Origin of the sequence: Archangium sp. (assembly GCF_036277355.1) — a bacterium.
In the GTDB taxonomy this organism is placed as follows: Bacteria; Myxococcota; Myxococcia; order Myxococcales; family Myxococcaceae; genus Archangium.
In genome coordinates this window covers 1-15,312 of sequence record NZ_DASUNC010000156.1, presented here as the reverse complement: position 1 = coordinate 15,312, position 15,312 = coordinate 1, and the positions used below count along the sequence as shown (strand labels likewise).

Below are 15,312 nucleotides of genomic sequence, written 5' to 3'. Positions count from 1 at the left end.
CGGGAGGGGGCGTTGTCATTTCCTGGGTTTGGGGGAGGACAGCACCTCGATGCTCGTCACCGGGTTGCCGCGGGCATAGAGGTCCGCGGAGGTGCGCACCAGGGTGCCCTCGCTGAGGTTCTTCAGGGCCATCTGCTGGCGCCCCTGGGTGACGCGCACGTCCCGGGCGAGCGACAGCGTGCTGGTACCTCCGTCCTCCTCGTCGAGCACGAGCTGCTGCGGGGTGACCGAGCGCACGCGGCCCCGGTGGATGACATTGGCCACCGCGACGCCCTCGCTGCGGGTGTCCGCCGCTTTGCCCGCGGTACCGCCACCGCCCGCGCCCTCGGCCGTGGAGTAGCCGATGCCCGGGGTGCCCTCGGGCGCCTCGGCGTTCGAGTTGCCGGCGGCGGAGCTCCCGGTCCCGCTGCCCCCCGTGCCCATGTCCTGGCCGCTGCCGCCCGTGCCCGTGCCCTGGGCCGCCTGGGCCCGCGCGAGCTGGACCCGCATCTGCGCGACCTGCTGCTCGAGGGTGGCCACCTGCGCGCGCAACCGGGCGATCTCCACCCGCTGCTGGGTCTCGAGCGCCGACAGCTGTTGCGTCCCCGTCCCCGTGTCCTGCGTGGTGTCACCGGTCCCGGAGCCGCCCGTGCCCGTCTGGGCCGTCGTGCCCGTCTGGGCCGTCGTATCGCCGGTCGTCAGCCCCTGGTCCGAGCCCATCCCGTCCGACGTCCCCGTGATGCGCGTGTCCTGGGTGACATCACCCACGGAGCCCTCGGGGTACGGAGATTGCGCCAGAGACACGCCCTGCGTGGCGCTGCACACGAGCACCAGTCCGAGCACCGCGATTCCCAAATCCCACCAGGTCGGCTTCCGCATCTACGCCGCGCTCCCTTCTTCCGTGTAGAACGTTGGGCGGCGGACGTCCGCGAGCAACCGGCTCGGAGCCGGGGACACGGGACGAACGGAGCGGTGCATCGGCCGCTCTCCGAGCCTCCGAGGAGGCTCCCGGCACACGGATGCCACCTCCGTGTGTTGGGCCGGTCTCGCGTGGCACATGGGGGCTCAGCGCTTGTCGAACCAGGATCCTTCGTCCAGCAACCCAGGCGGTATCACTCCGGTAGGCACCGGCGCATCCGGTCCCCTGCCCTCGCCGGCTTCGTCCGAGCCCTCGGTCCGCCTGGAGGCCTCGCGTCCTCGCAACGTCCTCCGCGAGCCCGCGCCCTGGCTGGTGGCCGACTCGTCCCGCGCGCTGGACATCAACCACCGCATCACCCAGGGCTACATCCAGCTCGCCCATGAGCTGCAGGCCCTGCTCGAGCCCGGGTACCAGCCCGGCGGGAGCAGCCGCGTCCTGTGCAACTGGTTCGCCTTCGCCCCCCACGCGTCGCTGGAGGCGGGCAAGGGGATGCTCGGTGCGTACCTCGCCCGGGCCATCATCGACACCGCCCAGGGCGAGCCCTCTCCCTCCATCCAGCGGGCGCTCGACCGCGGAGGACTCTCCGGTCCGGATCGCCTCGTGGCGGAGAAGGTGGCGGGCACGCTGCGGTTCTTCGGCCTGTCGCATGACGTGGCCGCCTCCCTGGGCACACTGCTGAGCGCGGCCAATCTGGACGTGCTCGCGGACCCGCGCACCCTGTGGATCACCACCTGGCGGATGGCTCGCGTGCTCCATGACGCGCCGGGCGCCCTGCCGCTCGACAAGGCCGAGTCGGTGGTGCGCACGCTGGAGCAGCTGCTGCTCGATGGGAACGTGGCCATCTACGGGGACATCGCCACGGCGGCGCGTGCGTACCTCGAGTGGCGCGGGCGCTCGGGCGGGAACGAGGTGAAGCCGCTCCAGGTGGTGGAGGGCTTCGCGCTGGACGGAGCCTCCGTGGGCGAGGCGCGGCGGGCCCGGGAGTACGCACTCGAGCACGTGAAGGACTCGCCCCAGCCCACGCACTTCGCGACCGTGCTGCCCGAGGTGGGGGGACGGAGCTTGCTCGTGGCCGCCTTCGCCCTGTTCGAGGATGCGCGGCGGACGGCGGAGGGCCCGGAGCGCAATGCACTCATCGGCTTCGCCAACAACTACCTGGCGTGGCACGAGCAGCACAACGCCGTGCAGCCGGCCTTCACGCCGGCCACCCCGCGCACGGGCGAGGTGCCCCGCGACGCCCTCATGCACGCGATGACGCCGACACTGCGTCTGCCATTGGGGCCCGTCGCCTGGGAGTTCAGCGACTACGCCGATCGGCAACCGGACCGGGACCACAACTTCCTCACCTCGAAGCCGACCGAGTACAACTGGGCGCTCTTCGAGGATCGCTGGCCCGCCATCCTGGATGCCTTCGACGTCGGATACCGGAACCAGGCGGGGCTGTGGCAGATGCCCCAGCCCCTCATCCAGTCACTGGACCTGCTGGAAGTCGATTGAGGTTCCGGCGGCGCGGCGTACCAACTGGTCCAACAATCGGACCAGTTGCCATGTGCTGACACCCGAGGCCCTCTCCCCTCGCCCTCCGGGAGAGGGGATATTGTCCCTGAAAGGGATTAGCGCTGCTGCTGCTGCTGTTGCTGCGGCTGCGGCTGCTGGCGCTGTGGCTGTCCCTGCCGCTGCTGACGCTGTGGCTGCCCCTGCGGCCCCTGCTGCTGCTGTGCCCGCTGGGGCTGCGTGACGATGTTCCGCGCGTACTCGCCACCGGAGATGAGCGCGAACGAGGTGCGCACTGTCGTTCCCTCGGAGATCTGGTCCACGGGGATGCGCTTGAGGTCCGGCCCCACGAAGGCCCGCGTCTGGTCATCGACGGCGAGGCGGTAGAAGGTGCCATCCGAGGTATCGACGATGTCGATGTGCTTGCTCGTGACGTCGACCACGCGGCCATCGAACACCGCTGTGGCCACGGTGACGGGACCCTCGATCTTCATGTCCTCCGGGTCCGGGCCCGGGGTGCCGGTATCGACTCCCGGCGTAGGGCCGCTGGTGACCCCACCGCCCGTTCCTCCACCACCCGTTCCGCGCAGGGCATCCACCTCGGCCTCCAGGCGGGAGACGCGCTGGCGCAGGGTGGTCAACTCGCGCTGCATCGCGGATTGCTCGCCACCGCCACGCCCGGTCGCCGCCCCGCCGCCGCTCACCCCGGTGCTGCCCGTTCCGGTACCGCCACCGCTCACCGAGCCCGTTCCACCGCCGCCCGTGCCACTGCCCACGGTGCCCATCCCCGAGCCCCCTGCCCCACCGAAGCCCCCTGCCCCACCGGTCTGCCCGGTGGTGCCCTGTGTCCCCGCGCCGCCTCCGGTCGCCGGCTGGCCCTGGCCCGTCCCGATGCTCCCGGCCGACTGCTGCCCGGGCGACCCGGGAGCCTGGATGGCTGTCGTATCCTGTCCCCGATCGATACTGGCCGCGCCCGAGGGGCTCGCCGCCGGGGTGTTTCCCGTGTTCTGCTGCTGCGCCAGGGCCACCAGAGGGGCAGTCCCCATGAAGGCCAGCGCCATCCAGATGGCTCTCCGCATGCCGTTCTCCTCGTTGACCCCTCCCCGTGGCGAAAGGTGGGAATTGTTCTCGGAGGGACACACCCGGCCCGAGGCGGCACCCCGCCTCCCTGGCGGCTCTCGGAGCGGGCGTGTCCGGATTGACGCACCGGGCCGGCATGAAAGAGAACGAGCGGTGAAACTCCCGGCGGCTTCATGTCACCACGGCGCGTGAGCCACCTTTTCGCGGTCCGATTGCCCCTGGTGGGCGGCGCGTCCTCGGCCGACGACGCCGAGCGCCGGCTGCTCACGCGTGCGCGCCGGGGGGACCCGGTCGCCTTCCGCACGCTCTTCGAGCAGCACTCGCCCGCCGTGTGGCGCTTCCTGAGAGACCTGTTCCGGGACGATGCCGCCGCGGACGAGGCCACCCAGGAGACCTTCGTTCGGGCGCACGGGAAGCTCGGGGCGCTGCGGGACGATGCGCGCCTGGCCTCGTGGCTGCTGGGGATTGCGCGCCACATCTACCTCGAGTCGCGCCGGACGCGGGGCACGCACCTGGACATCGGCTCCGAGGAGAACGAGCCGCTGCTGGAGGCCGCCCTGCCCTCGCCCACGCCGGAGGACCTGTTGCTGGACCGGGAGATGGAGGGGCTGTTGGCGGAGGCGCTCGGGGAGCTGCGCGAGGAGCGGCGCTCGGCGCTGCTGCTGCGGATAGATCATGGGCTGGCGTACGAGGACATCGCCCAGGTGATGGGCTGGTCGCTGCCGAAGGTGAAGAACGAGATTCACCGTGCACGGCTGCAGCTGCGCGAGCGGCTCGCCGGGCACATGGGGAACGGAGGACGGTCATGAGCACCCCCTGCCGCGAGTCGGAGTTGGACGCGCTGCTCGCAGGAGAGCTCTCCGCGGAGGAGGCCGAGCGGGTGAGCGCGCATGCGGCCACGTGTGCCACGTGCACGAGGGCGTTGGCGTGGCTGCGCACGGAGCGCGGGTGGATGGCGCAGCGGGCCCGGCGGATGCCGGCGCGTCCGGCGCTGCGCTTCGAGGCGCTGGAGGCGAAGCTGCGTCCGGCGTCCGTGGCGCGTCCGCCCCACCGGGAGCACCGGGGCTGGGTGGCGATGATGGGAGCGGCGGCGGCGGTGGCCTTCATGGCGCTGAGCATGGCGCCGCGCTCGCATTCCACGTCGCACGGCGGGTTCTCCTCGGAGGACGGGTGGAGCGAGGGAATGGTGTCCATCGCGCGGGTGCCGGCGTGCATGGACCCGAGCGTGGAGGCGGTGGCGCGGGTGGAGGCGACGTTCGGGGCGTGCCTGCTGGCGTCGCCCGCGCGGCCGCTGCCCTGAGAAATGAAGTGGAAAATGGCGCGCTGAAACTCGCGCGCCGCACGCGTCACTCATGAGGGCCAGGGGCGAGCGGGACGAAGCCGCCGCCGGCCCCAGGGGGGCCTGGCCAATCCAACCCATACAAGAGGTCACTCATGAAGCGCATGCTCACCGCCGCGCTCGTTGGCGCGTTCGTGTCTGGTTTTGTCCCGGTGTCGTCGGCCGAGGCCTGTGATGGCAACTGCCCCAAGGGCCATGTGGCCAAGGAAGCGGCGCCGCGAGCGGCCACGCCCCGGCGGGAGGCTCCGAGCCAGGGCCCGGCGGACGCGAAGGTGACGGTGGAGGTGTGGTCGGACTTCCAGTGCCCCTTCTGCGCGAAGGGCGGCAACACGCTGAAGCAGCTGCGCGAGAAGTACGGGGACAGGATTCGCATCGTCTTCCGGCAGATGCCGCTGCCCTTCCACGAGAACGCGCGGCTGGCGGCGGCGGCGAGCATGGCGGCGGCGGAGCAGGGCCGCTTCTGGGAGTTCCACGACGCGCTCTTCCAGCAGCAGACGGAGCTGGACCGGAAGTCGCTGGAGAAGCTGGCCAGGAAGCTGAAGCTGGACGTGGAGGCCTTCCAGCGCGCGCTGGACAGCGGCGCCTACGACAACTACCTGGACGCGGAGATGACGGAGGCGCGCCAGCGCGGCGTGTCGGGGACGCCCACCTTCTTCGTCAACGACACGGCGCTGGTGGGCGCGCGCCCGGTGGAGCAGTTCATCGAGGCCATCGACGCGGAGCTCGAGGGCTGAGGGCCGCGAGGCTCCGGGCCGGGCGTGGGCGCTCCCGCGGGACACGGGAGCGCCAGGGGACACGAGCGTCCCGGAACTACGGGTTCTGCGCCTCGCGGAGGGCCTGCTCCACGGCGGGCAGGGCCTGCACGAGGCCGTAGCCGAAGACGGGGTCCTTGCCCACGGCGGAGTCCGGCGAGCCCTCGGCATCCACGAGGTCCTTGGCGGTGCTCTCGAGGATGCGGCGCACGTCGGAGTTCTTGAGGTTGGGGTTGGCGCTCCACACCAGCGCGGCCACGCCGGCGACGTGGGGCGTGGCCATGGAGGTACCGGTGCTGTAGGCGTAGTCCCCGCCGCGGATGCCCACGCGCACCGTCTTGCCGAACTGGCCGCGGAGCAGCTGCGCGGTGGTGGTGGTCACGGCCGTCACGGGCGGCCACTCGGCGGAGTTGCCCAGGGTGAAGCCCAGCTCGTCGTCATCGGCGGGGTCGTTGTTGCCGATGATGACGGCGCGCGCGCCCTGCGAGCGCACGTTCTTCACCTTCTCGTTGAAGCGGATGTCGCCGCGGTCCACGTAGGCGACGAAGCCCGAGCAGGCGACGCTGGCGCCGAGGCACGAGCGCATGCTCGCGCCCAGGCCGCAGTCCACGAGCGTGCCCTCGTACTCCTCGAAGGGGACGTAGTCGAGCGAGCGGGACTTGTAGAAGGTGCCGTCGGCCACCAGGTTCGCGAAGGGCGAGTTGCCCCGCGGGTAGGTGGAGTACACCCCGGTGCCGGGGGCCACGAGGCTCAGGTGCTCGCCGCCCTGCGAGTAGCTGGCGTGCTTCATGTCCGGCTTCACCGCGCCCACGGCGATGACGGTGCTGTAGGCGGCCGGGTACATGGGCGTGTACGGGGAGAGGTCTCCGGAGTTGCCGCTGGCGGCCACGGCGAGGATGTTCGCGTCCCACAGCTCCTGGAAGATCTTCTCCTCGGTCTCGTCCGGGGTGGACGAGCCCAGCGAGAGCGAGACGATGTTGGCCTTCATCTCCCCGCACCACTCGAGGGCGGCGATGACGTCGGAGGTGCGGCCATCGCCGCGCTCATCGAGCACGCGGGCCACGAGGAGCCTGGCGCCGGGGGCCATGCCCACCATGCCGTTGCTGCTGAGGGTGGCGTCGTTGGGGTCCACCTGCCCGCCGGAGCCGAGCTGGGCGACGATGGTGCCGGCCACGTGGGTGCCATGGCCGCCGCCCCACGCGCCCGAGGCGTCCTTGTCCTCGGGGTTGTCGTCGTCGTCGATGAAGTCCTTGCCCCCGGCGTACGTCACCTTGAGCTCGGGGTGGTTGCGGTCGATGCCGCTGTCGATGACGCACACGGTGATGCCGGAGCCGGTGACGGCGCCGGAGTCGAACACACCGTCACCATCGGCGTCCCACACCTCGTTGGCCCCGGTCATGCGGACGGCCCAGGTGGACTCGGAGGGGGCAGCGGGAGTCTCGGGTACGGCGGCCAGGGCGGCGGGCACGGAGGGCGGCAGGCCGAGCGCGTGCACGGGCCGGTCCGGGGTGATGGAGAGGACGTCGGGGTCCTGGGCGAGCCGGGCCTGGGCCTCGGGGGTGAGGGAGAGGGCGGCGGCGTCGAGCGAGGGCCAGTGGTACTTGAGGCGGCCGCCGGCCTGGCGGAGCTTGTCCTCGCGCTGGCGCAGCGCGGTGGCCGAGCGCATGCCGGCCTTGGAGCGGAAGCGCACCAGCACGGGCTGGGCGGCGGTGGACGCCGGGCGCAGCGCGGAGGAGGCCGTGCTCACCGGGAGCTGCTGGCCGGGGGAGCGGCTCAGGTCCGAGATGACCAGCTCGGGGCAGAGCGGCTTCTCCTGCTGCTCGGGGCCGTCGGTGGGTTCGACGGCACAGCCATTCACACCCAGCCCCAGAAGGCCCAACAGCACCAATCGCCTCATATGTACGTCTCCTTACCCCCGTCCGGGGGAATGGCACCGCCTGGCGGTACCGGGCGGAGGACAAGGGCCCGCAGAACGCCTGGAGGACGGGCCCATTCCGTATTGAACCACGGTAGGCCGTCTGGCTGCCGGACGGTAGGGAGGACGAGCGGGGGAACCCCCGGCGGATGAGGGCTGGTGGACGTCAGGCGTCGGCGGGGTCGATGCCGAAGAGCCGCTCCACGTCGCGGGAGTAGTCGGCGAGCTGGCGCTCGACGTCCTGGGGGCTCCACCCGAGCAGGGGGGCCATGTCGGAGGCGGCGAGCCGGGCGGCGGCGCGGCCGAGATCTCTCGTCTCGAAGGCGACCTTGAGGCGGCGCACGAGCAGGTCGGACAGGGTGTGGACGAGCTCGTGGGAGACGCCGTGGACGGCCTCGGCGCGGATGTAGGGAAGGCCGGGAGCGAGGGGCTCGGCGAGGAGGGGCTGCTCGCGGGTGAGGGCCCACACCTGGCGCCAGCGGCCGCCGTAGGCGCGCACGAGGTGGAGGGCGGTGTCCTCGCGGCCGACGGAGGAGCGGGCGGAGGCGAGCTCGGCGTCGAAGGAGGGGATGTCGCCGCCGGGGAGCGGGAGGGAGTGGGTGGGGGCCTTGCGGTGGGGGAGGCCGAGGGCGTGCTCGACGGCGTCGACCATGTCGCGGGCCATGACGCGGTAGGTGGTGAGCTTGCCGCCGGAGATGGCGAGGACGCCGGTGGGGCTGGTGTGGATGGCGTGCTCGCGGCTGGCGCTGCCGGCGTCGCCGGAGCCGGAGTAGCCGCTGGCGACGAGGGGGCGGATGCCGGCCCAGGCGCTGACGACGTCGTCGCGGACGAGGTGGGCGTTGGGGAAGAAGCCGTTGGCGGAGGTGAGGAGGTAGTCGACGTCGGAGACGCTGGCGCGGACCTCGGAGGGGTGGGCGCGGGTGGCTGTCTCGGTGGTGCCGATGATGGTGTGGGTGCCCGCGGGGATGATGAACATGACGCGCCCGTCGACGGGGGACAGGAGGGTGAGGGCGCAGTCGGTGGGGAGGCGCTCGCGGGGGACGGCGATGTGGACGCCCTTGGAGCCGCGGACGGTGGGGCCGCCGCCGTTGGCGGCATCGAGCTTGCGGATTTCGTCGGACCAGGGCCCGGTGGCGTTGACGATGACGCGGGCGCGGACGGTGAGGGGCTGGCCGGTGAGGGAGTCGACGACGTGGGCACCACGGGCGCGGCCGTCCTGGATGACGAGGGAGCGGACGGAGACGTGGTTGAGGACGATGGCGCCGGACTCGGAGGCGGCGAGGGCGTTGATGAAGGTGAGGCGGGCGTCGTCGGTGGCGGCGTCGTAGTAGCGGGAGCCGCCGCGGAGACCGTCGGTGCGCAGACCGGGGACGGTCTGGGAGACCTGGGAGGCGTTGAGACTGCGGGAGCCCTTCACATTCCGGAAGAGGGCGAGGGCGTCATAGAGCTTGAGGCCGGCGGCGAGCTTCCAGCGGGGGATGCGAGCGCCCTCGTAGACGGGCCAGACGAAGGGGAGGGGCCGGACGAGGTGGGGAGCGAGGCGGAGGAGGCGGTAGCGCTCGATGGAGGACTCGAAGACGAGGCCGAGGTGGCCGTGCTCGAGGTAGCGGACGCCGCCGTGGATGAGGCGGGAGGAGCGGCTGGAGGTACCGGAGGCGAAGTCCTCGCGTTCGACGAGGGCGACGCGGAGGCCGCGGAGGGAGGCATCGCGGGCGATGCCGGAGCCGGTGACGCCGCCGCCGATGACGAGGAGGTCGAACTCGGAGGAGGAGAGAGCGAGCAGGCGCTCGGAGCGGGGGCGAGGGGGCTGGGGGAGAGAGGGGGCAGCGACGGCGAGCGAGTCGCTGGGGGAGAGGGGTGAGGAGAGGGCGGCGGATTGAGGACGCACGGCGGGAGTGTAATGGCGAGGGTACGGGCGAAGCAGCAGGAAGCGAACGCGGTGCGTCAGAGTCAACGCCCTCTCCCTCTGGGAGAGGGTTGGGGTGAGGGAAGACGAACATTTGGAGCCCCAACGTCCCCAATATCCCCTCGCCCATTTCCCCTCTCCCCTCGGGAGAGGGACGGGGTGAGGGTGCCACGGACCCCGGGTTCCCCCCTCTGCCCCCAAGAGGAGACACTGTGGGAAAGGGAGCGAGCGAGCTGCGAGGAGAAGGAGGAGTGACTACCTCCACAAGGCGGAGAGCAGGAAAGCGGAGCCTGCGGGTCCGGAGCTGGGGGAGGTGGAGCGTGAAGACGGTGACGTACGAGCGCAGCGGGAGGACGAACACGGGGGCGCAGGCGGTGCGGCTGGAGGGGCTGAGGCACCTGAGGGTGCTGGAGCAGGGCGAGACGGTGGTGGAGCGGGAGCTGACGGCGGACGAGCTCGAGCGCCTGGGCCCGCTGGTGGAGGAGGCGGAGCGGCAACCCGCGCCGGCGGTGGTGGAGCCGGTGGCGGGGGGGCCGAGGGGGATGGCGGTGAGCCTGGCGTTCGAGGACGAGGAGGCGCCGAGGGTCCGCCTGGAGGCGCACGCGGGCCAGCGGGCACGGGGTGACGGCTCCCCGTACGACGAGCTGCTGGAGGAGCTGGACGAGCTGCTGACGGAGGAGCTGCACCTGAGGGCGCCGAGGCACGCGCACGCGGTCTTGCCGCACGAGCTGCGCCAGGAGGAGTAGGCCCGGCCCACGCCCGAGGGAGACGCGAGAGTCTCAGTTGGCGGCGTGGGAGACGGAGGCGGAGTCGGAGCGGCCGCTGGGAGGCGGCTCGAGGGGGAGGGCCACGGAGAAGGTGGCGCCCTGACCGGGCTGACTCTCGACGCGGATGTCACCGCCGAGCGACTCGACGATCTGCTTGACGATCCACAGCCCGAGGCCGAACCCACCGTAGTGGCGTTCGGAGACGGCGCGTTCGAAGCGCTGGAAGATGCGGGCCTGGTTCTCGGGGGCGATGCCGATGCCGTGATCGCGCACGGTGAGGCGGGCGAGGTCGCCATCCTGGACGACGGTCATCTCGACGGGGTGGTTGGCGCCGTACTTGATGGCATTGGAGAGCAGGTTGGTGACGACCTGCTCGAGGCGGAGGCGGTCCCAGCGGCCGATGACGGGGGCCTCGGCGTGCAGGAGCAGACGGCACCCGGCGCCGGCGGCATCGGCCTCGGCGCGAGTCACGACATCCTGAAGCAGCGCGGCGAAGTCGACGGTCTCGTGCTCGAGGGCGAGGCGGCCGGCGCGGATGCGGGAGACATCGAGCAGGTTGTTGACGAGCTGGTGGAGCCGTTCGGCGGGGCGGCGGGTGGCCTTGATGCGCTTGCGAGCGGGATGGGGCTGGCCATCGGGGCCGGTCTCGGGGAGCGAGCGCCAGAGCAGCTGCAACTGGAGCTGGAGCGAGGTCAGGGGCGTCTTGAGCTCATGGGAGGCAACGGAGAGGAAGTCATCGCGAATCTGGAGGGCCTTCTGCAGGTCGGAGGCGAGGGCTTCCACCTCGCGGCGGGCGAGCACCTGTTCGGTGACCTCGGCGCACAGGCCCATGGTGCCGAGGATTTCGCCGGCATGACCGCGCCAGGGCTGCCAGGTGAGGTCGAAGTACTTCACCTCGGGGTGGCCGGAGCCGGAGAAGTCGGCGCGGAGGGGGACCTCATGGCCGGTGAAGGGGGTGCCCTTGCGGTACACCTCGTCGAGCAGGTGGAGGAGGTTGGGATCCAACCCGGAGAAGGACTCGCGGACGGAGCGGCCGGGGGTGAGGAGCTCGCCGACGAGGGTTTGACCGAGCGGGTTGACGAGCTCGACGACGTGGTCCTCGCCGCGGGTGAGGCAGATGGCGACGGGGGCCTGCATGAAGAGGGTCTCGAGACGTTCGCGTTGGGACTCGGCCTCGAGGTGGGCGTCGTGCTCGCGGGCGAGGAGTTGGGCGCGCTCGTGGTCCTCGCGGAAGCGGGCGGAGATGTCGCGGAAGACGATGACGGTGCCGAGGGAGGGGCCGTGGGGGTGGGAGACGGGAGCGGAGGAGTACTCGATGGGGAGCTCGGCGCCGTTCTTGGAGAGGAGGAGGGCCGGGTGGCCGAGCTGGACGGGGCGGGGCTCGGCGGAGGCGAAGCGGGAGGAGTCGAGGGGCTGTCGGGAGGAGGGGTCGACGAGGCGGAGGACGAGGGAGAGGGGCTGGCCGATGGCATCGGACTCGCGCCAGCCGGTGAAGTAGGAGGCGACGGGGTTGATGAAGCGGACGAGCCCATCGGGGCCGGTGGTGAGGACGGCGTCGCCGATGTTGCGCAGGGTGGTGGAGAGGGTCTGGCCGTGAACCTGAGCGGAGGCGCGAGCGTCATGGGCCTCGTGGAGGAGGCGGCGGACGCGGGAGGCCACCAGGATCATCAAGGCGGAGACGCCGGTGAAGAGGGCGCTGGAGAGGAGGAGGTGGGAGGGGGGGCCCGGGGTGCGGAAGAAGACGGAGGTGAGCACGAGGGCCAGGACGGTGGCGAGGGCACCGGGACCCGGACCGCCGAGCCAGGCGGAGAGGAGGATGGAGGAGAGGAAGAAGAAGGAGGGAGAGGGAGCGAGCCAGGGGGCGAGGAGCCACTGGAGGGAGAAGGCGAGGCCGGAGAGCAGCAGGGCCAGTCCGAAGCGGGCCCAGGGGGGCGAGCCCTGGGGCTGGGAGGAGCTGCTGGGAAGGAAGGCCACGGCGTCTCCGGGGGGAAGCGACGGGGGGACGGAATGCGGCAACGGATAGATGGAGGAACGCCGGGAGGGAACCGGAGAAGTCCCCTCCCCTTCCCGAGTGAGTTCTAAACCGGGCACAAAACCCCCCCTGAACCGGGACAGTGTAAGCGGCTGGCCGAGGAGGGGGCCAGGGAGGGGGCTGGGAGGACGGGAGGAGGCGGGTTGCGGGGGGCGAGGGCGGGTGGGTAGAGAGGGGGGATGAAGCGAGTGAGGTTTTCGGTGCACCGGACGGCGGGGGAGGCGCGGCTGAGGGCGGGCTTGCTGACGGGCTCGGGGTTGTCGGTGGAGGTGCGAGGGGAGAGCCTGACACCGTTGGCGGGGGAGATCCCGAGCACGGAGACATGGGTGGAGTTGTGGGTGCCGGAGGAGGAGGTGGAGAGGGCGAGGGAGCTATTGGAGGAGGTGGAGGGGGATGGGGAGAAGGCGGTGAGGGAGGTGGAGTGTCCGAAGTGCCGGGAGGAGAACCCGGGGAACTTCGAGCTGTGCTGGAGCTGTGGGGAGGAGTTGCCGGAGACGCCGAGGCCGCGGCTGCGGGCGGTGTCCTGAGGCGAGGGGGATGAGCCTGACTGATTGCTGCTGGCACCAGGTGTCGGGCAGTGACCAGGGGAGCGGGCGAGGGGCGCTGCGGAGGGGGAGGCGAGTCCCTTAGAGTCGAAGGGCCGTGTTGAACGTACCGCCGCCCGCCGAAGAGAGCCGGAAGGACCGAGGCCCCGAGCAGCTCCCGGAAGTGCCGGGGGAGCCGGGGAGGCCGCGCCACTGGTGGCTCGAGCGGGGCATGAAGAGTGTGCTGATCGCCTGCCTGGTGGCCTTCGGGGTGCACCTGATCCCGCTGTTCCTGCCGAGGAACATGCCGGAGCAGGAGTTGGCGATCGCGAAGGCGATACCGGACGCGGTGCAACGGGCGCAGGTGCTGAAGAAGCTGAAGGAGAACCCGAAGACGACGGGGGCGCACCTGAGGGGGGCGGCGGAACTGTTGCTGGAGGGAGCGCCGCTGGACGCCTACGAGTTGGCGAAGGAAGCGGAGAGGCTGGAGCCGGGGGAGGTGGAGACGCAGCTCTTGCTGGCGCGGGTATGCCACGGGCAGCGGATGAACCGGTGCGAGGAGGAGTCGCTGGCGAGGGCGGCGGAGTTGGCGCCGGCGGATGCGAGGGCGGCGCTACTGCGAGCGGACTTCGCGGAGAGGGACGGGGACTTGGCGGGGGCGCTGAAGGCGGTGGAGGAGGCGTACGGGAAGGCGCCGGGGGAGGCGGGAGTGGGGCTCAGGTACGCGAGGCTCCTGAGTGCGACGAACCGGGGAGAGGAAGCGATCCAGGTCTTGAAGAAGCTGGAGGAGACCCTGGGGAGGGCGAGGGCCTGGGTGGAGGAGGGGCTGGTGAGGGTAGCGCAGGGGAGGATGGAGGAAGCGAGGGAGCTGTTCGCGAGGGCGGTGGAGGAGGAGCCGGGGCTGGTGATGGGGCACTACCAGTTGGGGATGGCGGCGTACCGGGTGGGAGACGTGGAGGGAGCGGAGGAGGCGTTGAGGGAGGCGGATCGGCTGGACATGTCGGACATGAGACCGCTGTCGGCGCTGTGTGAGATTCAAAGACAGACAGGGCGATTGGACGACATGAGGGCGACGAGGATGGACCTGGAGAGACGTTTTCCGGAGCGGATGGACGCGGTGAGAAGCGCCTGCCGCACGCCGTAACCAGGCAATCCCGAGCCCCAAGAATCCCAATATCCCCTCGCCCTCCGGGAGAGGGACGGGGTGAGGGTATCGAGCATCCCAGGTTGAGCCCGTGTATGCCCCCTCTCCCTCTGGGAGAGGGTTGGGGTGAGGGTCAACTCACTCGGGAATGCCGCGGATCTGCCGGAGCAACCGGGCGGCGGCCTTGACCTCGAGATCGACGGATCCATCCGCGATCTCCGTGCGGACGACGGCCTGGAGGAAGGGGATGGCCTCGTCGTGGCGGCCCTCGGAGGAGAGCAATTCACCCAGGGCCATGCGAGCGCGGGTGAGCATGACGAGGTCCTCGGCCTGGACGGAGGCATCGATGGCATCGCTCAAGGCGGACTCAGCGAGCTCGGGCCGGCCGCGCGCGAGGAGCTCACGGGCGCGGAGGAGGTGGCGGGAGGCATCCATGGAGAGAGCCAGAGGGCAACGGAACCGCGACACGGGACAACGAGCGGGAGGCCGGGTTATCCCAGGGGGATGGAAGACGAGTCGCGGATCGTGGAGTTGGAGCTGCGCTACATGCAGCAGCAGGAGCTGCTGCAGGAGCTGAGCGAAGTGCTGTACGCCCAGCAGCGGGAGCTGGACCTGCTGAGGGCGGAAGTCGAGCAGCTGAAGAAGAAGCTGCAGGGCGAGCCGGGCCTGGTGGACGCGAGGCAGCACGAGAAACCGCCGCACTACTGATCGCGCCCGGACCAGGTCCGGCGGGGACTAGAAGCGCCAGCCGAGGCGCAGACCGACATGGGGCCTGGGCTGGAGGTAGCCGACCTCGAGGCCGAAGCTGACGGAGCGGCCCTGGTAGCCGAAGCCGAAGGCGCCATGGGCACGGAAGACATCGCCCTCGAAGAAGATCCACGGGCCGCCGAGGACCTCCACGTAGAGGGGGGTGCGCCTGGGGTTGAAGCGGAGGCTGAGGTCGAGGGGGACGCCGAGACTATTGGGTGAGGTGGTGAGGAGGGCGCCGAAGCGGGTGCCAATGGAGAGGGGGCCGACGAAGATGAAGTCGACGGTGCCGGTGAGGTGGAAGAAGGCGCCGGTGTCGATCTGGTAGTCGCCGCCGAGGGTGAGCCGGAAGTCAGCCGCCTCGGCGCGCTCCGGGGCCAGCAGGACGGCGAGGGCGAGGAGACCACCGAGGACGGGACGCAGCAGCTGCTTCATGGGCGACGAGCTCCTGGACTTGAAGGGTGGAACACCAATCAAGCAAGCCTGGAGAAGCATCGCCAGCACGAAGATGGAAAGGGTGTCGCGCAAGGCACTGCGCCGCGGAAAGACACACGCGGAGCGGAGAAATGCAGCAGCCCGCAAAGGCGAAGGCCCCGAGTCTTCACGTGATGTGAGGACTCGGGGCCTTCAAAAAAAATCCGGCAGCGACCTACTCTCCCGCGCGGTTTCCCGCGGAGTACCATCGGCTCTGGAGGGCTTAACTTCCGTGTTCGG

15 protein-coding genes and 1 rRNA gene are annotated in these 15,312 nt (G+C 71.0%); 8 read left to right on the top strand and 8 right to left on the bottom strand.

Annotation, left to right across the window (positions count from 1 at the left end):
• Window positions 1–15 precede the first annotated feature (15 nt).
• Window positions 16–858: a hypothetical protein gene (locus VFZ09_RS38795; protein ID WP_329732821.1), complete on the bottom strand. Its 843-nt coding sequence runs from the start codon at window positions 856–858 to the stop codon at window positions 16–18.
• Between the two features lie 193 nt (window positions 859–1,051).
• Between VFZ09_RS38795 and VFZ09_RS38790 the strand changes: the two genes are divergently transcribed.
• Window positions 1,052–2,395: a hypothetical protein gene (locus VFZ09_RS38790; RefSeq protein WP_329732820.1), complete on the top strand. Its 1,344-nt coding sequence runs from the start codon at window positions 1,052–1,054 to the stop codon at window positions 2,393–2,395.
• Window positions 2,396–2,511: 116 nt separating this feature from the next.
• Here the strand turns inward: VFZ09_RS38790 and VFZ09_RS38785 are convergent, their stop codons facing one another.
• Entirely contained in the window at window positions 2,512–3,471 is a 960-nt protein-coding gene (locus VFZ09_RS38785; protein WP_329732819.1) for a hypothetical protein, read from the bottom strand.
• Between the two features lie 189 nt (window positions 3,472–3,660).
• On the opposite strand from VFZ09_RS38785, the gene VFZ09_RS38780 reads away from it, so the two are divergent.
• From VFZ09_RS38780 to VFZ09_RS38770, 3 genes are all read left to right on the top strand, one after another.
• The gene (locus VFZ09_RS38780) at window positions 3,661–4,281 is read left to right on the top strand and encodes an RNA polymerase sigma factor (protein ID WP_329732818.1); all 621 of its coding nucleotides are present in this window, start codon (window positions 3,661–3,663) and stop codon (window positions 4,279–4,281) included.
• Entirely contained in the window at window positions 4,278–4,772 is a 495-nt protein-coding gene (locus VFZ09_RS38775) for an anti-sigma factor (RefSeq protein WP_329732817.1), read from the top strand. Before VFZ09_RS38780 ends, VFZ09_RS38775 begins: the two co-directional genes overlap by 4 nt.
• A 134-nt stretch (window positions 4,773–4,906) precedes the next feature.
• Complete coding sequence (locus VFZ09_RS38770; protein WP_329732816.1) at window positions 4,907–5,545, top strand: DsbA family protein; 639 nt, start codon at window positions 4,907–4,909, stop codon at window positions 5,543–5,545.
• Between the two features lie 76 nt (window positions 5,546–5,621).
• Here the strand turns inward: VFZ09_RS38770 and VFZ09_RS38765 are convergent, their stop codons facing one another.
• Together VFZ09_RS38765 and VFZ09_RS38760 are read right to left on the bottom strand one after the other, a co-directional pair.
• Window positions 5,622–7,460: a S8 family serine peptidase gene (locus VFZ09_RS38765; RefSeq protein ID WP_329732815.1), complete on the bottom strand. Its 1,839-nt coding sequence runs from the start codon at window positions 7,458–7,460 to the stop codon at window positions 5,622–5,624.
• A 184-nt stretch (window positions 7,461–7,644) separates the two neighbouring features.
• Complete coding sequence (locus VFZ09_RS38760) at window positions 7,645–9,366, bottom strand: glycerol-3-phosphate dehydrogenase/oxidase (protein ID WP_329732814.1); 1,722 nt, start codon at window positions 9,364–9,366, stop codon at window positions 7,645–7,647.
• Window positions 9,367–9,704: 338 nt separating this feature from the next.
• Between VFZ09_RS38760 and VFZ09_RS38755 the strand changes: the two genes are divergently transcribed.
• A complete protein-coding gene (locus VFZ09_RS38755; protein WP_329732813.1) occupies window positions 9,705–10,130 on the top strand; it encodes a hypothetical protein in 426 nt (141 codons plus the stop codon).
• A 33-nt stretch (window positions 10,131–10,163) separates the two neighbouring features.
• Here VFZ09_RS38755 and VFZ09_RS38750 read toward each other — a convergent pair whose 3' ends face one another.
• Window positions 10,164–12,125, bottom strand: a complete 1,962-nt coding sequence (locus VFZ09_RS38750; protein ID WP_329732812.1) for an ATP-binding protein — start codon at window positions 12,123–12,125, stop codon at window positions 10,164–10,166.
• 237 nt (window positions 12,126–12,362) lie between these two features.
• On the opposite strand from VFZ09_RS38750, the gene VFZ09_RS38745 reads away from it, so the two are divergent.
• Window positions 12,363–12,710: a putative signal transducing protein gene (locus VFZ09_RS38745; protein WP_329732811.1), complete on the top strand. Its 348-nt coding sequence runs from the start codon at window positions 12,363–12,365 to the stop codon at window positions 12,708–12,710.
• Window positions 12,711–12,939: 229 nt separating this feature from the next.
• Window positions 12,940–13,851 (top strand): tetratricopeptide repeat protein, encoded by a 912-nt coding sequence (locus tag VFZ09_RS38740; RefSeq protein ID WP_329732810.1) that lies wholly within the window; start codon window positions 12,940–12,942, stop codon window positions 13,849–13,851.
• Between the two features lie 138 nt (window positions 13,852–13,989).
• On the opposite strand, the gene VFZ09_RS38735 is transcribed toward VFZ09_RS38740, so the two are convergent.
• A complete protein-coding gene (locus VFZ09_RS38735) occupies window positions 13,990–14,286 on the bottom strand; it encodes a hypothetical protein (RefSeq protein WP_329732809.1) in 297 nt (98 codons plus the stop codon).
• A gap of 69 nt (window positions 14,287–14,355) precedes the next feature.
• Here VFZ09_RS38735 and VFZ09_RS38730 point away from each other — a divergent pair, with 69 nt between their 5' ends.
• Window positions 14,356–14,559, top strand: a complete 204-nt coding sequence (locus tag VFZ09_RS38730; RefSeq protein ID WP_329732808.1) for a SlyX family protein — start codon at window positions 14,356–14,358, stop codon at window positions 14,557–14,559.
• Window positions 14,560–14,586: 27 nt separating this feature from the next.
• On the opposite strand, the gene VFZ09_RS38725 is transcribed toward VFZ09_RS38730, so the two are convergent.
• Both VFZ09_RS38725 and rrf read right to left on the bottom strand, forming a co-directional pair.
• On the bottom strand, window positions 14,587–15,033 hold the full coding sequence (locus VFZ09_RS38725; protein ID WP_329732807.1) for a hypothetical protein: 447 nt from the start codon (window positions 15,031–15,033) through the stop codon (window positions 14,587–14,589).
• 201 nt (window positions 15,034–15,234) lie between these two features.
• Window positions 15,235–15,312: ribosomal RNA gene (gene rrf / locus VFZ09_RS38720) — 5S ribosomal RNA — on the bottom strand; the annotation flags it as partial.